The organism is Cesiribacter sp. SM1, from assembly GCF_020178975.1.
Taxonomy (GTDB): domain Bacteria; phylum Bacteroidota; class Bacteroidia; order Cytophagales; family Cyclobacteriaceae; genus Cesiribacter.
Genome location: NZ_JAHXBU010000093.1, coordinates 269,948 through 293,198 on the forward strand (window position 1 = coordinate 269,948; position 23,251 = coordinate 293,198).

The following is a 23,251-nucleotide window of genomic DNA, read 5'->3' on the forward strand; positions in this document are numbered from 1 at the left end:
TTAAAAAGTTTTTCTGCGGTTGCGTCTGTAATCTTCAAAAACAAGGTGCCCCAGTCCCTGCAGGCTGCTGTAGTAAGCGTTGCCGCCGTTTACCTGCGTAAACTCCTGCACAAACTGCTTTAAATAAGGGTCTGAAGCAATCATGAATGTGGTAATGGGCACATGGAGGCGGCGGCATTGCGCGGCCAGGTTAAGGGTTTTATTCAGGATCTTGCGATCGAGCCCGAAAGAATTCTTGTAATATTTAATACCTACTTTAAGGCAGGTAGGTTTGCCATCCGTAATCATAAAGATTTGCTTGTTAGATGTTTTGCGGCGGCGCAGCAGGTCCATGGCCAGCTCCAGGCCGGCAACCGTATTGGTATGGTAGGGGCCTACCTGCAAAAAAGGCAGGTCTTTTACCTCTATCTGCCAGGCGTCGTTGCCAAACACAATTACATCAAGCGTATCCTTCGGGTAGCGTATTTTAATAAGCTCTGCCAGGGCCAGGGCCACTTTTTTAGCAGGTGTAATCCTGTCTTCGCCGTACAGGATCATGCTGTGGCTGATGTCGATCATAAGCACCGTAGAGGTCTGGGACTTATAGTCTTTCTCATATACCTCCAGGTCCTGCTCGGTAAGGAGCGGCCCTTCCAGCCCGTGGTTGATCTGGGCATTGCGCAGGGAGTCTGTAATGGCAATCTGCTCCGGGGTGTCGCCAAACTGGTACTCTCGCTTTTCGGTGCGGGGCTCTTCGCCGGCACCACTGTAAAAGGTGTGGTGATTGCCTTTAGGGCCTTTTTTAAGCTTACCAAAGATCTCTTCCAGGGCACTTTTACGAATGTTCTGCTCACTTTTGGCAGTTACCTCAAATTTACCTTCAGGATTTTCATCAGTGATGTAACCCTTTTCTTTCAGGTCTTCAATAAAATCGCCAATGCCGTAATCTTCGGTAGAGAGGCCGTACTTTTTATCGAGGTTGCTTAGCCAGTGAAGCGCTTCGGAAACATCGCCGGAGGTAATGAGCAGCAACTGCATGAACACCTTCAGCAGGTTTTCAAATGTGGTTGATTCCGGATCGTTCTCGGGTATATAGTCTGTAAATCTGTAGCCAATCATGTTGTAGGGGATTGTACAGTAGTATAACGTTTTTTCGTTAAAAAAATGCCCGTGTCAGGCATTTCTCTATTGCAGTTTATGTATAACAGCTGGATTATTTAACTGTTATCAGGGTTTGTGTAGGGGAATTCCAGCGGATCGGGATAAATAAAATTATAGCCAAGCGCCTGCTGCAGCTTTTTACTGCTGATGGTCTTTTTCTTTTTGGCGGGCACTACCTGTGGTTCCGGCCAGCCAAAGGCTGCTGCATTTTTTTTGTAGATGGCAGCACGGCCGGGATGTTCAGGTGCTACGGCATTATAAACCTCGCCCCACTTTTGCTGTGCGATCAGCTGTACAATAATCTCTACAGCATCATCGCGGTGCAGGTAGTTTACGGGAGTATCTTCCAGCTCGCTGCCCCGGCTCCACTTCCCCGAAATGCGGTCGTAGCCCATCAGACCGCCAAAGCGCAAAATGCTAAGCCTGCTGCCCAGGGCTTCCTGGAGCTTTGCTTCTGCAGTTAGCAGCGTTTTATTGGCACCTTCGGCTTCGGGCTTGGCTGCTTCTTCAGTCAATTCCTCTCCGTTATCAGGATATACGCTGGTAGAGCTGGTATAGAGCACGCGCAGCTGACTGTTTGTGGCAATGGCCTCTAGTATACTATCGATCTGCTGCGGGTGAAAGTCTTCTCCATGCTTATGCACCTGGGGTGGTATGTCTATGATCAGAACGTCGGTATCGAAAAACTCCGCAGCCTTTTGGCCGTTAAGCTCTGGCGTAAGGCTAAGCAGGTAGGGGTGTATGCCTACATCTCTGAGAGATGGAAGCTTTTCTGTACGGGTGGTGCTGCCCTTTACGGTATACCCTTCTCTTAGTAAACGGCGTGCCAGGAAAATCCCAAGCCAGCCGCAGCCTAGTATGCTGATGTTTTTGGTTTTCATAAAAACAGAAAAAAGCTTAGCAGGGTGCTAAGCTTTAAAGTTAAATGTAGACTTAAATGTTATTTAGGCATGGTGCCAAACACATAATCCCAGAGTGGCGAAGATACGCCATAGGCTCTTTCAGGATCTTTGTAATGGTGGATGGCATGGTGTACCCAGAGTATTTTTAGAAAGTTTTTAGGTGGCTGGTAAGCATGTACCGCAAAGTGTACAAACAAATAAGTGGCATAACCCATTAAAAGGCCCGGCACAAAGGCATATACATAATCGCCTAAAGCAAACCTGAATACGATAAAAAAGATGGCTACATACAGCAGGGCCAGTATAGGGGGCATAGCCAGCCGGTCTTTGTCTTTCGGGTACTCATGATGCACCCCGTGTACCGTATACTGGATTTTAGCCTTTACCTTATTGGTAGGCTCCATGTGAAAAACATAGCGGTGGGCCACATACTCCAGCAGGGTTAAGAAAAGGAAGCCAAGTACAAACATCAGTACCATCATACCTGCCTGCAGGCCTATTTCGGTTGCTCCATAGTACAGTAAACCTATTGAGATTACAGAGTAGAGTGTTAATGGTATGGAGATGTGGGTACGGCTCAGGCGTTCAAGCAGAGGATTACTGAAAAGCTGCTTGCTGCCTTTCATTTTTGGTTTCACTGTGTGGTTCATAGAACATTAAAAAATTTACCAGACAATAGCCTAACGTATGCTTATATAAAAGGTTAGGGCTAATAATTGTTTGGCACAAATTTACAAATGCCTGTTTATTGCGGCACGTCAAGGGTAGATAAATCTTTTACCGAAAGTACTTTATCGTATACTGCCTCATAAAGGGGCAAAATATTGCTGATATCGAACTCCTGCGCGCGTGCCAGTGCGTTCTTCTTAAACTGCGGCAGGTTTTCTTCCTGCAGAATAAACAGGGCCCGTTCTGTCATCTGGCGGGTGTCGCCCACAGGGCAAACAAAGCCACATACGCCATCTACTACCAGCTCGGGCAGGCCACCGGCATTAGAGCTTACTACGGGTACCTCGCAGGCCATGGCCTCCAGGGCAGCCAGTCCAAAGCTTTCTTTTTCAGAAGGCATCAGGAACAGGTCTGCAACGCTTAGTACCTCTTCTACGGCATCGAGCTTGCCCAGGAAGCGTACATCATCGCAGATCTTTAACTCACGGCACAGCTTTTCCATGCGGGGGCGTTCCGGACCATCGCCAACCAGCAGCAGGCGGGCGGGCTGTGTCTGGCGTATCTGATGGAATATGCGGATCACATCATCTACCCGTTTTACTTTTCTGAAGTTAGAGGTGTGTACGATCAGCTTTTCACCCATAGGGCTAATAGCCTTTCGGAAGTGCTCCTTTGCCTGCCTTTTAAAGCGATCCAGGTCAACAAAGTTGTGCACAACCTCTATGTCTTTTCTGATATCGAAGTGCTGATAGGTATCCTGCCGCAGCGATTCCGATACTGCCGTGATGCCATCAGACTCGTTGATGCTGAACGTAACTACCGGTGCATAGGAGGCATTTTTGCCCACCAGGGTAATATCGGTTCCGTGCAGGGTGGTAACAACCGGAATGTTAATGCCCTGGCTCTTTAATATCTGTTTTGCCATATAAGCAGCCGAGGCATGCGGAATGGCATAATGTACATGAAGAAGATCAAGCTTTTCATAGCGTACCACATCTACCATTTTACTGGCCAGTGCCAGCTCGTAGGGAGGGTAGGCAAAGAGCGGGTAGGGCTCCATGTTTACCTCGTGGTAATAAAGGTTTTCGCTGAAAAAGTCGAGACGGGTTGGCTGCGAATAAGTAATAAAATGGATCTCGTGGCCTTTTTTAGCCAGTCCTTTACCAAGTTCTGTAGCTACTACACCGCTGCCGCCAAAAGTAGGATAACAAACAATGCCAATTTTCATGCCTCAATGGGTCTGATTATATTTATTAAAGCTCTGCATAGCTTTATAGATTTCATCCATGATACGCGTGCGGGTGCCAAAGCGGATAAGCTTTGTATTATTGGCATCCGGGTGTACACGGTTCGACAAAAATATGTAGACCAGTTCAAATTCCGGATCTACCCAGGCTGCAGTGCCTGTAAAGCCAGTATGGCCAAATGTACCTGGAGAAGCCATGTTAGAGGTGGGGCCGTGCGGACTGTTCATCTCTGGTTTATCCCAGCCCAGCCCGCGTCTGTTGCCTTTAAACTGTGCCTTAGCAAAACGTTCTACGGTACCGGGGGCAAAGTAACGCTTTCCTCCGTAATATCCATCCTGCAGGTTCATTTGCATGAGTACTGCCAGGTCTGTAGCATTGCTGAAAATACCGGCATGGCCGGCAATACCGCCCATCATGGCAGCGCCCTGATCGTGCACCATGCCATACACCAGCCCGTTGCGGAAGTAGTTGTCTAACTCCGTTGGGGCTATTCGTGTTATGCTGTATTTGGAGAGGGGCAGGTAGGTAGTAGATTCAAGTCCCAGCGGCTCGTAAAAGTTCTGGGCCAGAAACTCTGCCATAGGCTGGTTCAGCATCTTTTCTGCAATGCGCTGCATAATGTAGTAGCCTACGTCGCTGTACTTGTACTCCCAGTTCTTTTTACCTCTTGGCTTGGGCAATAGGTCTGATTTTTTGATCCACTGCCAGATAGAATCCTGCATGCTGCGAGAGGTGTAAATATTACCGGCAACAGGCAGGCTGAAATTGTCGTTTTTCGTGCTGCTGTAGTAGGCAGTGTTCAGCTTGGCATCGAGCAGGGTGTTTTTCCAGAAAGGAATATAGGGAACCAGCCCCGACTGGTGAGCGAGTATGTCCCGTAACTTTAGATCGGCCTTGTTGGTGCCTTTCAAGTCCTCGAGGTACTCTACAATAGGTTTGTCCAGGTCTACCAGCCCGCGCTCCTCCATAAACATCATTACCTGCAGTGTTGCGGCAACTTTGGTGATGGAGGCAATGTCGTATACCGTTTCGTTGGTAACAGGATTGAGGCTGTCGTAGGAGAGGTGACCAAAGTTCTTCTGATAAATGATTGAGCCTTTGCGGGCAACCAGGATCTGCATACCCGGTGTGGCGCCCAGTTTAACAGCCTCTTCCGCTATGCGGTCTATGTTTTCCAGCACTTTGGAGTCCATGCCTACATCTTCGGGAGTGGCATAGCTTAAACGGGCCAGGTCCTGGGTGCGCTCGCCCATGGTACGCCGCACCAGGCCGCTTACCGATACCGGCAGCTTTCCTTTTGCGGGCAGGCCTCCGAAAATCACAGAAGGTACAATCTCCTGGGTAAAGCTGTTATCTTCGTAACCCAGCACCAGGGTGCGGGCCTCTTCAAAGTGCTTCAGGCTGTAAGGTGAGCCAAACACTGCAATTACTGCATTGGGGTGGCGGCGAATATCATTGATGAATGAGAGCTGGTTGGGTGCCAGGCCAAAGTTCTTTTCAGGTGCACGCATCATATCATGCACGCCTACAACCACAACATCGTAGGGCTTTAGCTTTTCTTCCAGGGCTTTGAACTGTTCTGCAGAAGCATCTTTAGAGATATGGAAGTGTTCAAAGGGCGCATAGAGCTCCAGGGTTTCCACAAATTTGTTTTTAGCAATGTCGCCCCCTATGGTTACAGCGGCAAAGTTTCGGTCTTCCAGGTGGCGTATGGGCAGCAGGTTGCGCTGGTTGTGCACAATGGATACGGCATGTTCGTATAATTTCTGGCGAACCATATCGCCTACAGGGTCATTAAGCCTCTCAAGCAGGTTGTCTGTATTGATGGGGGTATAGCTATCCAGGTTTGCCCAGTATTTCGACTGCAGGATGCGGCGTGTGTGCTCATCTATGCTTTTCTGAGTTATTTCGCCGCGCTTAACGGCCCTGCGGATTTTACGAATGGCACCGGCTACATCTTCTGAGAACAGCAGTACATCATTGCCTGCTTTCAGGGCTGCCACATCCACATCGCCAGGCTTATAATACTGGCTAACGCCTTTCATGTTAAGAGCATCGGTAAAAATAAGACCGCTGTAGCCCATCTCTTTGCGCAGTAAACCACTAACTACGGCAGGCGAGAGCGTGGTGGCGCGGTTAGGGGTATTATCAAGCGCAGGTACATATAAATGAGCAACCATAACACTGGCAATGCTATCGCCTATGAGCTGCTGAAAAGGGTAAAGTTCTATGCTGCGCAGGCGCTCCATATCGTGTTTGATAACCGGCAGGGAGAGGTGGGAGTCGGCATCGGTATCGCCATGGCCCGGAAAGTGCTTGGCACTGGCCAGAACGCCACCATCCTGCAGGCCGCGCATATAGGCAACGCCTTTGCGGGCTACATCAAACTTGTATTCTCCAAAGGAGCGGGTGCCAATTACCGGATTATTGGGGTTGCTGTTTACATCTACCACCGGTGCAAAATTTATATGCACCCCCAGCAGCTTTAGCTGGCGTGCTACTTCTGCACCCATGGTATAAATAAGCTGGTTATCTTCAATAGCGCCCAGTGTCATTTGTCGGGGAAAGTTTTGGATGCTATCCAGCCGCATGCCCAGGCCCCACTCTGCATCCATGGCAATGAACAGCGGCACACTTGCCTTGCTTTGCAGGTAGTTTGTCATGCGGGCCTGGCGTACGGGGCCACCCTGAAAGAATATCAGGCCGCCAATATGGTTTTCCACCACCAGTTGCTCCAGTTCCTGAAGATGGGCCATGTCGCGGTTCGAGTAAGCAGCCACCATAAACAGCTGGCCAATACGCTGCTCTTCCGTCATACTATTCATCACACTGTCTACCCAGTGGTCACGCTGCTGTGCCCACTTTTTGTAAGAAGTAGAATCGGGTGGCGTGCCAGCCCAGGCGGCTGTTAAACCCATCACACACAAAGCCATTACGGCACAAACTTTTCCGAACATGCGAACGTTACCCTTATAAAGAATCGCTAGATTTGTAGACTTGCAAAATACGCCTAATTATGAAATTACCCTCCCTAATACGGCTGCCAAATAGTAAGAAATTTAACTATGAGCCACGCTTTTATGATCCTATCAAAGAAGAGATCGAAGAGCGGACTGAACGCATACGTCGCGAGATGGAAGCAGAAGCTAAAATCACCGATGAACAACGCATCAAATTCAGAGCAGAGTGGCAGCAAGTGCACGACCGCAGGGAATCTGAAGTAAAGCGTTCCAACGTAAGCCAACTAGTATTAATCCTGCTTTTAGCATTTCTCTCAGTTGGGTATTTATTCTACGGAAATAACGTGCTTTACCTTGGTTTAATTCTTCTGCCGGCTTATATTTTCTTACGTATGAGACAAATGCGTAATAATTCCTGAAATGGCCTAAAGATGGGGTAGTTATATCGCTGCCCCTTTTTTTTCTGTATATTTACAAGCCCTAACCATTAACAGCCCGCCCTATGTACGGGCTCATTCTGTTTATACTGCATGACAGATATTATTAGGCTATTACCCGATGCAATTGCCAACCAGATTGCTGCCGGAGAGGTAGTGCAGCGCCCTGCTTCTATCGTAAAGGAGCTTATGGAAAACAGCGTAGATGCTGGCAGTACCCGTGTGCAGGTGCTGATCCGGGAAGCTGGCAAAGTGCTGGTGCAGGTAATTGACAACGGGAAAGGCATGTCTGAAACCGATGCGCGCATGAGTTTTGAGCGGCATGCCACCTCTAAGATACGTACAGCAGAAGATCTTTTTGCCATTCGTACCATGGGCTTCAGGGGCGAGGCGCTTGCCTCTATTGCTGCGGTTGCCCAGGTAGAAATGAAAACCCGCCAGCATGGTTCCGAACTGGGTGTGCGGATTTGTATAGAAGGATCGGAAGTAAAGGAACAGGAGCCGGTGGTAGCCCCTGAAGGTACCTCTATTGCCGTAAAAAACCTGTTTTATAATGTGCCTGCAAGGCGCAATTTCCTCAAATCCAACCCGGTAGAGATGCGGCACATCGTTGAAGAGTTTCAGCGGGTGGCCCTGGCGCATCCGGAGGTAGCCTTTAGCCTGCACCAGAACGACCTGGAAACCTACCAGTTAGCGGCGGGTAAACTCAGCAACCGCATTGTGCAGCTGTTTACTAAAAACCACCAGGAGCAAATGGCTGCCTGCCGCGAAGAAACCCCGCACCTTAAGCTCTGGGGCTACATCGGAAAACCGGAATTCTCCAAAAAGACACGTGGGGAACAGTACTTCTTTGTAAACCAGCGCTACATCAAAAGTAACTACCTGCACCATGCTATGATGAGTGCCTACGAGGGTTTGTTACAGGCTGATACTTACCCGTTTTACGTTCTTTTTCTGGAAATTGATCCCCAGGAAATCGACATAAATGTGCATCCTACCAAAACGGAAATTAAGTTTGCCGATGAGCGAACTGTGTACGCAATTGTACAATCTGCGGTAAGACAGGCAATTGGCGCCCATAACCTTACACCATCACTCGATTTTGATCAGGACGTAAACTTCACCAGCAGGCTTGCAGCTACCGTAAATATACCCGATACGGCTGCTCACAGCCGGCCCGACAGATCCTGGGAACAGTTCAGGCAGAGCAGCACTCAGCAGCAAAACCTGACGAACTGGGAGCAGTTGTTTGAAGCGAACAGAGGAGGTGGGGGAGGAGCCGGTGCTACTCCGGGCGGGCGGCCGCCGCAAACAATCATACAGCCCAGCAGGGCGTTTACGCAGTCGGTGATGGTAGAGAGCGCTGCCAACCAGCTAAAAACCACTGAATCGGCAGAAGGCTACGATTCCGGGGTCGATGCGCAGCAGTCGGTGTTTCAGCTCCATGGGCGTTACATCATATGCCAGGTTAAATCCGGCATGATGTTCATAGACCAGGAGGCAGCACATCAGCGCATTTTGTATGAGAAATTTTTAAAACAGCTGCAGCATGGATCTGCCGCTTCGCAGCAATCGCTGTTTCCGCAGCAGTTGCAGCTTAACCGGCAGGATATGGAGCTCTTCCAGGAGTATGAGGAAGAAATCAGAAGCCTGGGGTTTGAGCTTAGCCACTTTGGCGGCGATAGCCTGGTGATACAGGGGGTGCCTGCCGATTTAGCCGGTGTAGACAGCCAGCGCCTGCTGGAAGGGCTGCTGGAGCAGCTAAAGCACCACCGAACCGATTTAAGCCTGGGCAAGCGTGAGCAAACAGCCCGTGCCCTGGCCTTAAGAGCTGCCCTGCGCTGGGGACAGCGACTGGAGCTTGCCGAAATGCGCTCCCTGATCGATCAGCTGTTTGCCTGCCAGACACCAGCCTACACACCAGATGGTCGTCAGACTTTCAGGTTGCTGGAACTGGACAAAGTTGCCGAACTTTTTAAACAATAATCCTGCATGTTTAACCTAACCCCTGTTGTAAAAAACCTTCTTCTGATAAATGTAGCTGTTTTTGGCGCATCTTACCTGCTTGGCTTATATGGCGAGGTAATTCAGTTATTTGCGCTTTACTCTATCAATTCAGATAACTTTAGAGCATGGCAGTTCGTTACTTATATGTTCCTGCATGCCGATCTGTGGCACCTTTTCGGCAATATGATAGGGCTGATAATTTTCGGAACATGGCTGGAAGAAGTATGGGGTAGCCAGCGTTTTCTGCAGTATTATCTGATCACAGGCCTGGGGGCGGCTGTACTTTTCATGGGGGTAGAACTTGTGGAGATGCGCGGAATGCGGCAGGATGTGGAGGCTTTTATGCTGGAGCCAGACCCAAATAGTTTTGAGTTAGTGGTTACCGAGCATTTCGAATCTCTCTACGCCAGGAATTATAGCAACATCAATCCTCTGATTCGTGCCTATGGCGATGCTCCGGATGATGGTGAGCTGGAGCGGGCTGCTAAAATAAAAGTAGAGCAACTTTATATGGCAACCGTAAATATACCCATGCTGGGTGCTTCCGGTGCTGTATTTGGTGTTTTGCTGGCGGCAGGTTTGCTGTTTCCTTACCGGCGTATTATGCTGCTGTTTCCGCCTATCCCTATGAGGGCCAGGGTTTTGATCTTTTTTTATGGTGCCTATGAAATTTATGCGCTGTTCCAGCGAACACCTAATGACCAGATTGCACATATGGCTCACGTAGGAGGAATGTTGGTAGGATTTATTTTGTTAAGCATGTGGGGTGAAGCCCGGAACCGTTATCAATAGTGTACTTAAACTATGAACAGCTTTTTTGAAGAACTTAAATATGCCTTTAAGAGACCTAATAATGGTCTTTACAGGATCTTACTGATCAACATCATCATTTACCTGGTGCTGGCGATCTTTAGCGTTATAGCCTACCTGGCCGGAAGCGAAGTGTTCTGGAGTGTTATGCAGTGGATTTCGGTTCCTTCTGAATTTGAAGAGCTGATCGTAAAGCCCTGGACGATCTTTACCTATATGTTTGTGCATGAGGATTTCTTTCACATCCTCTTTAACATGCTGTTCCTGTACTGGTTTGGCCAGCTGGTAATAGAGTACCTGGGCAGTAAGCGCTTTGTAAATACCTATGTGCTGGGCGGACTTGCCGGCGCACTCTTTTTCCTGATCTTCTATAATATTTTACCTCCCTTCCAGGGCAGAACAGGCTTCCTCTACGGTGCATCGGCGGGTGTTTCTGCCATTGTGCTGGCAGCAGCAACCCTGGCACCTAACCATTCTTTCTTCCTGCTCTTTTTAGGGCCTGTTAAAATCAAATACATCGCACTCATCTTTATTGTGCTTAAGTCTTTTCTGGGGCTTAAAGGTGGTAATGCCGGCGGAGAACTGGCCCACCTGGGTGGTGCTGCCATCGGTTATCTGTATATTATGCAGCTTAAAAATGGCCGCGATTTTGGTGCCTGGATCTCAAACAGCTTTAGCTGGATAGCCGGCCTGTTTGACCGCAAGCCTCATATTAAGGTAAGCCACCGCAGGGAGAAAGCTTATACTGCCAGCCGCACTACCCACAGGGCGCAACAGCAGCAACAACCAAGCTCTTTTGGCAAGGCTACCCAGGAAGAAATAGATGCTATTCTGGACAAGATTTCTGCCCATGGCTATGAAAGCCTAAGCAAAGAAGAAAAGCAAAAACTCTTTAATGCCAGTAAGAAAGGGTAAGTAATGAGCTAATGAGGGGCTTAGATGTGGTTACTGTTGTGGGTGAGGTGATGCAATGGATTAGTCATTGGTCTATACCGGCAGCAGAGGCTAAGCACCGGTTCAGTCAATATACCTTGTACAGGAATTGTACAGATACAAAAAAGCCCCGGACCTGATGATCCGGGGCTTTTTTGATATTATGCTGTTGCTGTTTCGGTTGCTGTAGCTGCTTGGTCGGCTGCTTTTTCTCCATCGCGGTTGGCCAGCTGGCCGCAGGCAGCGTCTATATCCTTGCCTCGGCTGCGGCGTACATGCACATTTACACCTTTGTTGCGCAGGTAGTTGCTGAAGGCATCCAGCTTATCCTCGCCTGTATTTACAAAACTAGCTTCTTTGATTGGGTTATACTCTATGATATTTACTTTGCTGGGCACTGCTTTGGTGAAGCGGTAAAGCTCTTCGGCATCCTGCAGGGTGTCGTTAAAGTTATAGAATACAATATATTCGAAAGTAACCGGGTTATGCGTTTTTTTGTAGTAGTACTGCAGTGCCTCTTTCAGCGCTTCCAGGCTGTTGCTTTCGTTGATAGGCATAATCTGGTTACGCTTTACATCATTCGCTGCATGCAGCGACAGGGCCAGGTTTACCTTTACCTCGTCATCGGCCAGCTTTTTGATCATTTTGGCAATGCCGGCAGTGCTTAGCGTAATACGGCGGGCAGCCATGTTCAGGCCATCTTCGGCCGTAATACGGTCAATGGCTTTCATCACGTTCTGATAGTTCAGCAGGGGCTCGCCCATGCCCATAAATACAATGTTGGAAAGTGGATGCCCGAAGTGCTCTTCGGCCTGGCGGCTGATGGTAACCACCTGGTCGTAGATTTCAGAGGCCTCCAGGTTACGCTTGCGGTCCATGTAGCCGGTTGCGCAGAACTTACAGGTTAATGAACAGCCCACCTGCGAAGAAACGCAGGCCGTCATGCGGTCATCTGCCGGAATAAGTACACCCTCCACCAGGTGTGTATCGTGCAGCCGAAAGGCAGATTTTACCGTGCCATCGCTGCTTACCTGCTTGGAAGCAACTGTTAAAGGATGGATCACAAAGCCTGCTTCCAGCTGATCGCGTAGCCCTTTGGAAAGGTTGGTCATTTCTTCGAAGCTACCGGCAGACTTCTTCCAGAGCCACTCCCACACCTGTTTGGCGCGGAAAGGTTTCTCGCCCATCTGCACAAGCGCTTCTTTTAGTTGCTCAAGACTGAGCTTTCTTATGTCTGTTTTAGTAGTAGTTGCGGTAGCCATGTTACAAATATAATAGAAAGGCTTTGATAGCCGATATACAACAGAAGCTACCCGGGAATGGTTCTTTACTTACAGTACTCGGCCAGGAAACCATCGGCCTGGCCATAACCTTTGTCGGCGGCGGCTTGCCAGGAGCGGCAGGCAGCAGGCATATCATGAGCCTCACGATGCTTGATGCCCATTAAATAATAGGCAAGTGGTTCATCCGGACGCAAAAAAACAGCCCATTTCAGGGCAGACTCGGCCTGTTGTAACATGCCCTGCGTGATGTAAACCTTCGCCAGGCCACAGTGCAACTGGTAATGGCTATCTGGTGTATTGGCAGGGTTTACCGTTAAGGCATAGGCTTTGCCATACTCAATTTTATACTGATCTGTTACCAGTTCACTGGCCTGTTGGTAGTACTGCAGGGCAGTATCAAAGTCTTTATAGTGTTCGGCATAGATCATGGCCAGGCGGTTGCGGGCCTCAATGGTGCGGGGCTCCGCCTTAATAACAGACTTATAGGCGCGGATGGCTCCCTCATAATTTTGCATTACCTCATAGCTTGAGATCAGGTGTGCAAATACCACAGGCCGGTATTCCGTTAAATGGTTGGTCAGGAGCTCCAGTTGTTCGGCTGCCTGTTCGTAATTGCCCAGGCTGTAATTCTGTAATCCTTCTTTTTCCAGGGTGTGCAGAATATAGGCTTCCAGCTGACTTGCTTTTTGCGATCCGGGCGCAAAGCTATTTATGTTCTGCAGGAGCTGCAGTGCAAAGCTGTAGTTGCCCTGCCCAAACTGTTCTTTTGCCTGCTGGTATACCTCCTGTACCTCGCGGGCTCTCTCTGCTTCCAGCTGCTCCAGGCGGTGGGTGTTCCAGATTGATACACCTACAACAACCACTGCTATGATAAAGAAGATACCAAATGCCCAGGCTGTGGTGATAATATTATAGCGTGAGTTAAACGCCGGCCTTGGTGCACGCCTGCGGCGGGTGCCGGCTCTTTGAGCCTCGGTTGCAGTGCTGCCTGCGGGTGTGGGCTCCCAACTTGTCTGGGGCTGGGATTGCTGGTAGTTCTCGTACTCCAGTGCCCAGTCGTGTCTGGCTTTTCTGCGTGGGTCAGAAAGTACACGGTAGGCTTCACTTATTTGCTTGAAACGTTCTTCTGCATAACTGCTCCCTCCGTTTTTATCCGGATGGTAGCGCAGGGCAAGTTTCCGGTAGGCGGCTTTCACCTCTACCTGGGTAGCAGTCCGGCTTAATCCTAATATGTGGTAGTAGTTTACCAAATCAATCTTTGATTACAACAAGTGCACTGCCCTGGGGCTGGTGCACTGTACTTAACTAAAATTTTTCTTCCAGAGGTATAACGGCCTGGGCTGTGGTTTTGATGTTTAGTTTTCAGCCTTTGTTTAGTTGCTGTAATGTTCCATCAAATAACGGGCAGTTTCCAGGTACAGGTAAGCATCTGCAGGATGAGCGTTAATATACTCGCTGTCACGTTCGTGCCCCAGCCGTACCAGTACAGCGCGTTCTCTGGGAAAAACAAAAATGTACTGGCCTAAAATTCCGCGGGCGTAGGGAATAAGTTCGCCATTGTAGGGGATAAGCCACCAGTGGTACCCATAGTAATCAACCTGATGGCCCTCCTCGTCAATAAGTTGCGTTTGTGGCGAAAGTGCCTTGCGCAGGTAGGGTTTTGGAACCACTTGTCTGCCCTGCCACTGGCCACTATCGAGTACCAGCTGCCCAATCCTGGCAAAATCACGTGCATTTGAGTTAAAGCAACAGTAGGCTTTTTCAATGCCATCGGGTTCATCCAGGCTCCAGAGTGCATTTTCGGAGGCTCCCAGGGGTTTCCAGAGTCGCTGCGAAGCATACTCGCTAAGGCTAAGGCCAGTGGCCTTCTCCAGGATCATGGCCAGTAGCTGTGTGTTGCCACTCTGGTAGTTCCACACTTCTCCGGGTATATCAACAATGCTTAAACTGTTCAGGAGCTCACGGAGGTTATCTCCATAATAGGCTTTGGTGGTAACGCTGGCAGGAGAGGAGTAGGATTCATTCCAGTCCAGGCCGCTGCTCATCATAAGCAGGTGCCGTATGCTGGCTGGCTGGCCTTTATATGCTGGCAGGTACTGCCCAATGGGGTCATCCAGACTGTTAATTTTCCCCTCCTGAACCGCAATGCCTATCAAAAGGCTAACAATGCTCTTGGCTACAGAAAAAGAATTAGAGTAAGAACTGGGGCCGTACTCCTCCCAGTACTTTTCAAAAACAAGGCTACCGTCCTTTATGAGTAAAAGCGCTACCGGCTCAAGGCTATTAATTTTTTCAAGCAGGGTGTCGGGCAGGCTTACTCTGTTAAAATCTGCACGTTTGGTCCAGGGTTCCTCCTCAAAACCTGCTCGTACCTCTCTGTTTTCAAAAACAGTATAATCATCAATATCTGGAGTGAAATAAGTAAATGCCTTCCGCAAATAGGTAGGCGCAAACAGATAAAAAAGTAATATTACCACTACAGGTATGATAACCACACGGGCTTTTTTCATAATTGCCAGTTATTGAACGGTAAATCTACAGTACGTTTTTTTGGATTTAGAGGTTAAGATATCTGATAATGTTTTAGATAAATACTACCAAACAAAAAGTTTATAGTTTTCTTTACCGTTGTAACACTCCTTACCGTTGCAACACTGTTTATTATGAAGTACTTATACATTTTTCCTCATCCCGACGATGAATCTTTTGGTCCGGTGGCGGCTATGTACCAGCAGTTAGAGCAGGGACATGAGGTACACCTGCTTACCCTTACACGTGGCGGAGCTACAAAACAGCGGCATAAGCTGGGTGTAAGCGTAGAGCAAATGGGCGAGATCCGCTATAAAGAAATGCTGGCCGTAAAGGAAACCGTTGGTTTTACCAGTATGAAGGTGCTGGATTTACCCGATAGTGGCCTTAAAGAAATGGATCCCAGGGAAATAGAGGCTGTTATACAGCAGCATATAGAACAGCTTAGGCCCGATATAGTGGTTTCATACCCTGTACATGGCATCAGCGGTTTTCACGATCACCTGGTGATGCATGCTGTGATCAAGCGCCTGTACCTGCAGATGAAAGACGAAGGTGCCAGCTACCTGAAGCGCCTGGCATTTTTTACGTTAAAAGATGAGGAGGGGCCTGCAGTGCACACTATGGGCATACGCCTGAAGCAGACCATGCCATCGGAAGTTGACTGCGCACTATCCCTAAGGGAGCAGGATATCGAGGTTCTTAAAAAGGCGCTGAACTGCTACGAAACCTACCAGGAGACTATTGAAGAAATTGGTGTGGTAGAAAAAATTGGGAACACGGTATATTTTGAGATCTGGGGAGAAAAACATAACCCTCCCCTGAATGATCTTGCAGCTAAGTTAGCAACTGATCCCAACTCTGCCGGCAAGCCTGGCAGAGGGGCGGAAGATTTGCGTCAGTCTACCCGCCAGACACAAAAACAAAAAGCTAAGTAAACTACTTTTGTGTAATGTTTACTAAAATTATTAAGTAACGATTATACAATTGTAAAGCTGGCAAGACTTTCAGCGCATTTTGTGTTAAAATTTTGTTGTATGTTTTAACATATTGATAATGTTGTCGTTATAGTTTTATAAAATTAATGCCAGCTGAAAAACCAGGCTTTAATAGCATACAATATTGAGGGGAGGAAATGTCCGCAGCTTTCACACAGGCTGCGGAATTTTTGTTTAAAGGGTGCCCTCATCGGCAAAACTGTAGTAGCTGTGGTCGGTAAAGATGAGGTGGTCCAGCACCGGAATATCCAGCATGCTACCGGCTTCTTTCAGCTTCTTTGTAAGCCTAAGGTCGGCTTCACTTGGCTTAAGGTTTCCGCTTGGGTGATTGTGTATGAGAATGATGGCAGAAGCCAGGTGATCAAGGGCCAGTTTGAAAATAATCTTAGGATCGGCAACAGTGCCAGATACACCTCCAAGGCTTGCCTGGGCTTTGTGCATCACCTGGTTTGCCCTGTTTAAAAGCAACACCCAGAACTCTTCCTGCTGCTTATCCCATAGTTCGGGCTTAATGGCATCATAGGCATCCTGCGAGCTGGTGATCTTAATGCGTTTTACAGGATCAGATTCTTTGCGCCGGCGGCCCAGTTCCAGTGCAGCCACAATGGTAATGGCCTTGGCTTCGCCAATGCCTTTAAATTTTTGCAGATCTTTTACCGAAAGCCGTGCCAGCTCATTAAGGTTATTGCCGGCTTTTTGCAGTATAAGCTTGCATACATCTACTGCAGACATGGAGCGTGTGCCGGAACCAATAAGAATGCCCATAAGCTCTGCATCGCTAAGGGCTGCCTTTCCTTTCAATAACAATTTTTCTCTGGGGCGATCTTCTTCTGCCCAGTTTCGGATGCTTATACGGTCTAAGCGGTCTTCGGGGCTTTCCATGCGGCTTTTTGTTTAAAAAAGGCCAGCCACAGCTAAATTGTTTAAAAGCAGCCACTAATAGCAACAAAAAAGGCTGCCAGTGGGGCAGCCTCAAATGCTTTTAGATTATCCTACAATTACAGGGTAGCTACGTGGCGAGCCAGCTTGCTTTTGTTGTTAGCAGCTTTGTTCTTGTGGATAACATTTTTCTTCGCCAGCTTGTCCAGCATTGAAGTTACAGTTTTCAGAAGCTCTTGTGCTTCTGCTTTGTCTTGTGTATTCTTCAATTTCTTGATGAACGTGCGGGTTGTTTTAGCCTGATAACGGTTCCGCAGCCTCTTGGCTTGAGTTGACCGAATTCTCTTCAGTGCTGATTTGTGGTGTGCCATTCCTTATTTCCGTTAGCCTAATCTTCAATTTGAGTCTGCAAAGATAGCATAAGAATTAATATTTACAAAACTATGTGCCAGCTTTAAAATACTGAAGCTCCGTATTTAACAAATCTTAGCCTCTTGCTGTTCCTCCAAAAGAGGGCCCTGTATGCTGTACTGCCCCCTGCAGAAGGAATCATTGGCGCCAGAACAGCTGCAATGAAAAATTTAACTTAATTACTAAGTGCTAAGGTGAGAGTTAGGCTGCTGATCTTGTTTTTGCTGTTTCCACTGGCGGCAGTACCCGGAGACCGTACTGATTTTTGGGGTTTTTTCGGGCACCAGCTGATCAACAGGCTGGCCGTTTTTTCCCTGCCTCCCGAAATGCTTCCCTTCTATAAACACCACATCCTGTTCATTACAGAAAATGCCGTTAACCCCGACCGCAGGCGCTATGCAGTGGAGGGCGAAGCCGAGCGGCACTACATTGACCTGGATGTATACGGAGACAGTGCCCTCTATAAAATGCCTCGCTCCTGGCAAAAGGCAACAGAATTGTATACGGAAGATACCCTGCGGGCCTATGGCATTGTGCCCTGGCATGTGTACAGAACAAAAGGCTGGCTTACAGAAGCCTTTCGCAGGCAGGATGTAGATGCAATTTTACGCCTTTCTGCTGATTTAGGCCATTATGTAGCCGACGCCAATGTGCCCCTGCACACAACCGTGAACTACAACGGGCAACTTACAGGCCAGCGCGGCATACATGGCTTTTGGGAATCGCGGCTGCCAGAGCTTTTTGCAGGGGCGTGGGAGTTCTGGATAGGAAAAGCCCAGTACATAGATAATCCGCAGCACTATATCTGGCAGGGGGTGGCACAGGCACATCTTGCCCTTGATTCTGTGCTAGCCTTTGAAAAAGAGCTTAGTCGGCAATATTCCGAAGAAAAAAAGTGGACCTACGAAGAGCGTAACGGCCTGATGGTGCGCACCTACAGCCGCGAGTTCTCCAGGGATTACCAGCAAATGCTCCGGGGGCAGGTGGAGCGGCAAATGCGACGCTCCATTAAAATGGTGGCAGATTACTGGTATACCAGTTGGGTAGATGCCGGCCAGCCTAACCTCCAGCAACTGCTTAAAAAGCCCCTTACTGAAGAACAGATCCGCCAGCTGGAAGCAGACAAAATCCTCTGGCAGCACAAAGAGCATTCGCTGCAGCGGGAGCATGAATATTGAGGGGGTGTGAGGTTTGGGGTATGAGGTGTGAGCTACTGTAGTGGCTGGCATCAGGCTTTTCTGCGTTTAGGCGTTTTTTCCTGCCACAGTATCTATCAGCCCCTGCAGCTGGTATTGGCCTCCTGGCTCATATCCCAAACCTCCTTTCCCTAACCCACCCTTACAACTTAATTATGTTCTCCAGGCTGTTTGCCTTCCGCGTATCATCCAACAGGTAGCGCTCCAGGGTAACTTTTCGTTTATCGGCACTAAGGGTAGCGTTGCTGTTGCTGATACTCTTAATGGGCTGGTCAAAAGTGTACTCGGTGCGGTATACCATGCTGTTCATCATTTCTTTCATGCTTTTGCCGTTCACGGTCAGGTCCAGGCCATTCAGGTCGCTGCCTGTTTTTTTCCTGATCTCATTCTCAATTTTTAAGGTATTGAGGCGGTGCAGCTGTTTTCCATTCCAGGCAAAGTAAGCCTCCTGCAGTTCGGGCTTGTTGTTTTGCACTACATTAATGGCTTTGTTCAGGGCATCTATGTTGTCATACTCAAAGGTAATGCCGGAGAGCAGTCCGTTATCTGAGCGGATGAGTGCAACCTGGTGTATGCCTTTAACCGACTGCAGGCGCTGGTGAGCATCTTCCATGCCGGTTTTCAGATCGGAGCTTACCTGGTCTGGATTTGCCTCTTCCGAAAAACCCTTTACCATCTCCAGCAGGGGTTCGGCCTCGCTCATATCAACAGTGAATGTAAATTGTCCGGAGCCATTTTCGCGCACGCGTACCTGCTCGGTTATTTCCAGGCAGGAGCTAAGACTTATTAGTAAACAGGCAAACAGGGTGTAGGCAAATCTTTTCATAGCAATGCTTTTTTTAAGCTAGATGCTGCTCGAGAGCTATTGGTTGCATGCCATGAAAAAAAGTGGGTTAAAAGCAGCATGTATGCCTGGTTAAAGGATATCGTTTGTGAGGTAGGAGTGGTAATCAGCATCCAACTGTGTCATGGGCACTGAAAAAATTCTAGGGGTGGGGCTTATGTTCAGGGCCTGTATCCTTTCCTCAATAAGCTTGTAGAGAGTTGCTTTTGTTTTGATGAGCAGAATAGTCTGGTAGGATTTCTGAACCTTTCCTGCACTATACATCATGCACTCATTATTGCGAATGATGTTGATGTGATTGGCGAGCCGCTGCATTAATAGTTGTTCTGCTAACTTGGATGCTTGTGAATCTTCAGAAAGGCTAACGTAGATCAGGACCATACACAGGAGTTAAGGATTTCTTGCTCATCCCTATACTTACAAGGTTGGTATGCCCCTGAATGTTACAGATTCAGCCTACAAAAAAATCCTCCGCGCAGGTGGGCGGAGGATTATGCTGGTTTGATACAGCTATAGATTTAAGGGCCTGATGTTTTAAAACCAGTTCATTAAACAAATAGCAGTTTACACAAGGCTTTTGTACTTGATACGTTTAGGCGTGGCATCTGTACCAAGGCGCTGGCGGCGGTTTTCTTCGTACTGGGTGTAGTTGCCATCGAAGAAGTATACCTGCGAATTGCCTTCAAAGGCCAGGATGTGGGTAGCCACACGGTCGAGGAACCAGCGGTCGTGCGAGATGATCACAGCACAGCCACCAAAGTTTTCCAGACCTTCTTCCAGCGCCCGGAGGGTGTTTACGTCCAGGTCGTTGGTAGGTTCATCAAGCAGCAGCAGGTTAGCACCCTGTTTCAGGGCCATGGCCAGGTGCACGCGGTTACGCTCACCACCGGAAAGAATGCCAACTTTTTTCTCCTGGTCTCCACCGCCAAAGTTAAACTTGCTCACATAAGCGCGGCTGTTTACTTCGCGGTTGCCCAGCATCATCAGGTCGTTGCCGCCGCTGATGTTCTCAAAAACAGATTTACTGGGGTCCAGGTTGCTGTGTTCCTGGTCAACATAGGCAATTTGTACAGTAGGACCCACCTCGAAGGTACCTGCATCGGCTTTTTCGCGGCCTGTAATCAGGCGAAAGAGGGTGGTTTTACCGGCACCGTTTGGTCCGATAACGCCTACAATACCTGCCTGTGGTAGCTGAAAATCGAGGTTTTCGAACAGGAGCTTATCGCCAAAGGCTTTGCTCACGCCATGCGCTTCTATAACCTTGCTGCCCAGGCGTGGCCCCGGCGGTATAAACAGCTCCAGTTTCTGTTCTTTTTCCTTTATATCCTGGCTAAGGAGTTTATCGTAATTGCTGATACGGGCTTTGGATTTGGCATGGCGGCCCTTAGGCGACATACGCACCCACTCCAGCTCGCGCTCCAGTGTTTTCTGGCGTTTGCTTTCTGTTTTTTCCTCTTTCTCCAGGCGTGTTTTCTTCTGCTCCAGCCAGCTGCTATAGTTGCCTTTCCAAGGAATACCCTCGCCGCGGTCCAGCTCCAGAATCCAGCCGGCAACATTATCCAGGAAGTAACGATCGTGCGTTACGGCAATTACAGTGCCTTTGTATTGCTGCAGGTGTTGCTCCAGCCAGTGTACCGATTCGGCATCCAGGTGGTTGGTTGGCTCGTCGAGCAGCAGTACATCGGGCTCCTGCAGCAGCAGGCGGCAAAGGGCTACGCGACGTTTCTCACCACCGGAGAGGTTGGCAATTTTTGCATCGCCGGGAGGGGTACGCAGGGCATCCATGGCACGTTCCAGGCGGGTGTCGAGCTCCCATGCATTATGGGCATCCAGTTGCTCCTGTACCTTGGCCTGCTTTTCTATAAGCTTATCCATGGCATCCGGATCTTCCATTACGGCAGGATCGGCAAAGGCCAGGTTAATTTCTTCAAACTCCTTAAGCAGGGCTACTACTTCGCCTGCGCCTTCTTCCACAACTTCGCGAACTGTTTTTTCAGGATCGAGCTGAGGCTCCTGCTGCAGCATGCCCACGCTGTAGCCCGGAGAAAATACAACCTCGCCCTGGTATTCTTTATCGATGCCGGCTATAATGCGCAGTAAGGTAGATTTACCGGCACCATTCAAGCCTAAAACACCAATTTTGGCTCCATAAAAGAAGGAGAGATAGATGTCTTTCAGGATCTGGCGTTTAGGCGGAATAACCTTGCTGACGCCCGACATTGAAAAAATAATTTTTTCGGCACTCATGCTTTCTGATATATTAGTAGGTCAATATGCAAATTTAATTATTTTTGCTGCCCCAATTGGCCGGAATTAATTATTTTTCGGGAAATGCGGAAGCTAGCGTACTAATGGTGATAGCCTCCGGTGAAATTGTATAACATTATAACCTATTACAAGCGTGGCAGAACATCCCTATGGTTATGTTCAGGACGGTAAGGTTTACCGTAAGGCATTTGGTGAGCATCCGGCACTGGAAATTGGTGAGGTAAAAGATACCCCAGAGGCGGCTTTTTCTTATTACGAGCAGCGTTATCAGCAGTTAGTAGAAAAAATAAATCAGCTGGAGCAGGATATCCAGGAGAAGTCTAACAAAGGCTCTTACCTCATGAAGCTGCTGCACCTGAAAGAAACGCTGCCCCAATACGAGGGCCTGGGCGATTTTGAAGCCCTGCACGAGCGGCTGGAACAGCAGGAAAATTATATTCGCGAAATAATTCAGCAAAACCGTGAGCGAAACCTGGAAATAAAAACTGCGCTGCTTGCCGAAGCAGAGCCCCTGCGGGAAATGACCGACTGGAAAGCAGGTGCCGAGCTGGCAAAAGACCTGAAGATGCGCTGGCTGCGTACCGGCAGTCTCGATCCTGAGCATCAGGATAAGTTTGAAGAAGAATTCAATGACCTGTTGCAGGGCTTTTTCGACAGGCGTAGTGCATTCTTTGCAGACCGTAAGCTAATGCTGGATGAGCGCCAGAAGCAGTACGAAATGCTGATCATTGAGGCCCAGCGTGCTGTAATGCAGCCTAATTCACGCCAGGCACTTTATGATGTGCGTAACATTCAGCAACGCTGGCGCGATATTGGTAAAATTCCGGCAGAGATCTATAAGCCGCTGCTTTACGAAATTCAGCGTATTACCCGCCCGGTAATGCAACAGGGCCGTCCGCAGCGCCATGCTGGCGGCGACAGGCCTGGTGGCAGCCGGCCAATGGGCGGGCGCGAGCGCACCCAGGGTGGCGGCTACTCCGGTGGTCGTAGCCAGGGCAGTAGCGGCAGTTACCAGGGTGGTGGCAGCAGCAGCTATCAGCAGGGGCGCCCACAGGGACAGGGCAGGTCTTACGACCGTCCGCAGGGAGGCCGTTCCTATGGCGATCGTCCGCAGCGGCAGTATGGCAGTACAAGCGGCACAGGCGAGGAGCGCCTGGAAGAACGTCGTGCACTGCTGGAGCGCATGCGGGGCATCGATCCGCACGATCGCAACGCAGTGCAGGCAGTAGAGGCAGTTCAAAACGAGTATAAGGCACTTGGGTTTGCCCGCACGCCTGAGGTGGCGCGTATTTCTGAACAGCTGTTCGATACCGGCAACCTGCTAAGGGAAAAACACTTCCTGAATAAACTGGCCTATGCCAAGATACCCGGTATAGAACAGGAAAGTATACAGGAACAGGCACGGCAAAAAATGCGGCTTCTGCGCGATTTGCTAAGCCGTGACGAAAGGGAGTTGCAGACCTACCAGGAAAATATGGCCATGACAAGCCCCGGCAGCAGCGATGTTGCTAAAATGATGGAAACTAAGCTCCGTTCGCAGCAGAGAAAGGTAAAGATCAAGAAAATGTTGCTGGAAGAACTTCAGCAGCAGGCAAATTCATGATTTTACCCCTTAAACCTGCTTTGAAATAACAAAGCTTTTTACCAAATAGCACAACCTGCCGATTCTCTAGTCGTATAGCCCTACAACTTTAGCACTTAATAAAAAGAGCTAAATCATCAATAAATGGGGATTTAT

General features: G+C 48.8%; 20 protein-coding genes. 7 read left to right on the forward strand and 13 right to left on the reverse strand.

Translation table 11 applies throughout. The features are described from left to right. The 5 genes from KWJ01_RS23005 to KWJ01_RS23025 all read right to left on the reverse strand — a co-directional run bounded on the left by KWJ01_RS23005 (position 1) and on the right by KWJ01_RS23025 (position 6,915). Positions 1-1,098 carry a VWA domain-containing protein gene (locus KWJ01_RS23005; protein WP_224999477.1) on the reverse strand — a complete coding sequence of 366 codons (1,098 nt, stop codon included), beginning with the start codon at positions 1,096-1,098 and terminating at the stop codon, positions 1-3. Positions 1,099-1,196: 98 nt separating this feature from the next. Beyond that, on the reverse strand, positions 1,197-2,021 hold the full coding sequence (locus KWJ01_RS23010; RefSeq protein WP_224999478.1) for an NAD-dependent epimerase/dehydratase family protein: 825 nt from the start codon (positions 2,019-2,021) through the stop codon (positions 1,197-1,199). A 59-nt stretch (positions 2,022-2,080) separates the two neighbouring features. Continuing rightward, a complete protein-coding gene (locus KWJ01_RS23015) occupies positions 2,081-2,692 on the reverse strand; it encodes a sterol desaturase family protein (RefSeq protein ID WP_224999479.1) in 612 nt (203 codons plus the stop codon). A 95-nt stretch (positions 2,693-2,787) separates the two neighbouring features. Continuing rightward, positions 2,788-3,939 carry an N-acetyl-alpha-D-glucosaminyl L-malate synthase BshA gene (bshA, locus tag KWJ01_RS23020; protein WP_224999480.1) on the reverse strand — a complete coding sequence of 384 codons (1,152 nt, stop codon included), beginning with the start codon at positions 3,937-3,939 and terminating at the stop codon, positions 2,788-2,790. A 3-nt stretch (positions 3,940-3,942) separates the two neighbouring features. Beyond that, a complete protein-coding gene (locus tag KWJ01_RS23025; protein ID WP_224999481.1) occupies positions 3,943-6,915 on the reverse strand; it encodes a glycoside hydrolase family 3 N-terminal domain-containing protein in 2,973 nt (990 codons plus the stop codon). 59 nt (positions 6,916-6,974) lie between these two features. Here KWJ01_RS23025 and KWJ01_RS23030 point away from each other — a divergent pair, with 59 nt between their 5' ends. The 4 genes from KWJ01_RS23030 (at position 6,975) to KWJ01_RS23045 (ending at position 11,087) form a co-directional block, all read left to right on the forward strand. Further along, positions 6,975-7,337, forward strand: coding sequence for a hypothetical protein (locus KWJ01_RS23030; RefSeq protein ID WP_224999482.1), 363 nt, complete (start codon positions 6,975-6,977; stop codon positions 7,335-7,337). 111 nt (positions 7,338-7,448) lie between these two features. Then, the gene (gene mutL / locus KWJ01_RS23035) at positions 7,449-9,341 is read left to right on the forward strand and encodes a DNA mismatch repair endonuclease MutL (protein WP_224999483.1); all 1,893 of its coding nucleotides are present in this window, start codon (positions 7,449-7,451) and stop codon (positions 9,339-9,341) included. A gap of 6 nt (positions 9,342-9,347) precedes the next feature. Next, a complete protein-coding gene (locus KWJ01_RS23040; protein WP_224999484.1) occupies positions 9,348-10,154 on the forward strand; it encodes a rhomboid family intramembrane serine protease in 807 nt (268 codons plus the stop codon). Positions 10,155-10,166: 12 nt separating this feature from the next. Then, positions 10,167-11,087 (forward strand): rhomboid family intramembrane serine protease, encoded by a 921-nt coding sequence (locus KWJ01_RS23045; protein WP_224999485.1) that lies wholly within the window; start codon positions 10,167-10,169, stop codon positions 11,085-11,087. Positions 11,088-11,266: 179 nt separating this feature from the next. On the opposite strand, the gene rlmN is transcribed toward KWJ01_RS23045, so the two are convergent. From rlmN to KWJ01_RS23060, 3 genes are all read right to left on the reverse strand, one after another. Further along, the gene (gene rlmN, locus KWJ01_RS23050; RefSeq protein ID WP_224999486.1) at positions 11,267-12,367 is read right to left on the reverse strand and encodes a 23S rRNA (adenine(2503)-C(2))-methyltransferase RlmN; all 1,101 of its coding nucleotides are present in this window, start codon (positions 12,365-12,367) and stop codon (positions 11,267-11,269) included. Between the two features lie 65 nt (positions 12,368-12,432). Continuing rightward, complete coding sequence (locus KWJ01_RS23055; protein WP_224999487.1) at positions 12,433-13,638, reverse strand: J domain-containing protein; 1,206 nt, start codon at positions 13,636-13,638, stop codon at positions 12,433-12,435. A 123-nt stretch (positions 13,639-13,761) separates the two neighbouring features. After that, positions 13,762-14,898 (reverse strand): serine hydrolase, encoded by a 1,137-nt coding sequence (locus tag KWJ01_RS23060; protein ID WP_224999488.1) that lies wholly within the window; start codon positions 14,896-14,898, stop codon positions 13,762-13,764. 153 nt (positions 14,899-15,051) lie between these two features. On the opposite strand from KWJ01_RS23060, the gene KWJ01_RS23065 reads away from it, so the two are divergent. Continuing rightward, positions 15,052-15,855, forward strand: a complete 804-nt coding sequence (locus tag KWJ01_RS23065) for a PIG-L family deacetylase (RefSeq protein ID WP_224999489.1) — start codon at positions 15,052-15,054, stop codon at positions 15,853-15,855. 234 nt (positions 15,856-16,089) lie between these two features. Here the strand turns inward: KWJ01_RS23065 and radC are convergent, their stop codons facing one another. Beyond that, complete coding sequence (radC, locus tag KWJ01_RS23070; protein ID WP_224999490.1) at positions 16,090-16,797, reverse strand: DNA repair protein RadC; 708 nt, start codon at positions 16,795-16,797, stop codon at positions 16,090-16,092. 116 nt (positions 16,798-16,913) lie between these two features. After that, on the reverse strand, positions 16,914-17,165 hold the full coding sequence (gene rpsT / locus KWJ01_RS23075; RefSeq protein WP_224999491.1) for a 30S ribosomal protein S20: 252 nt from the start codon (positions 17,163-17,165) through the stop codon (positions 16,914-16,916). A gap of 246 nt (positions 17,166-17,411) precedes the next feature. On the opposite strand from rpsT, the gene KWJ01_RS23080 reads away from it, so the two are divergent. Continuing rightward, positions 17,412-18,383, forward strand: coding sequence for a zinc dependent phospholipase C family protein (locus KWJ01_RS23080; protein WP_255651193.1), 972 nt, complete (start codon positions 17,412-17,414; stop codon positions 18,381-18,383). 160 nt (positions 18,384-18,543) lie between these two features. Here KWJ01_RS23080 and KWJ01_RS23085 read toward each other — a convergent pair whose 3' ends face one another. The 3 genes from KWJ01_RS23085 to ettA form a co-directional block, all read right to left on the reverse strand. Further along, positions 18,544-19,227, reverse strand: a complete 684-nt coding sequence (locus tag KWJ01_RS23085) for a hypothetical protein (RefSeq protein WP_224999493.1) — start codon at positions 19,225-19,227, stop codon at positions 18,544-18,546. Between the two features lie 90 nt (positions 19,228-19,317). Further along, positions 19,318-19,626 carry a divalent cation tolerance protein CutA gene (cutA, locus tag KWJ01_RS23090; RefSeq protein ID WP_224999494.1) on the reverse strand — a complete coding sequence of 103 codons (309 nt, stop codon included), beginning with the start codon at positions 19,624-19,626 and terminating at the stop codon, positions 19,318-19,320. 183 nt (positions 19,627-19,809) lie between these two features. Beyond that, the gene (gene ettA / locus KWJ01_RS23095) at positions 19,810-21,492 is read right to left on the reverse strand and encodes an energy-dependent translational throttle protein EttA (RefSeq protein ID WP_224999495.1); all 1,683 of its coding nucleotides are present in this window, start codon (positions 21,490-21,492) and stop codon (positions 19,810-19,812) included. A gap of 154 nt (positions 21,493-21,646) precedes the next feature. Here ettA and KWJ01_RS23100 point away from each other — a divergent pair, with 154 nt between their 5' ends. Beyond that, positions 21,647-23,116: a DUF349 domain-containing protein gene (locus KWJ01_RS23100; protein WP_224999496.1), complete on the forward strand. Its 1,470-nt coding sequence runs from the start codon at positions 21,647-21,649 to the stop codon at positions 23,114-23,116. Positions 23,117-23,251: the final 135 nt, after the last annotated feature.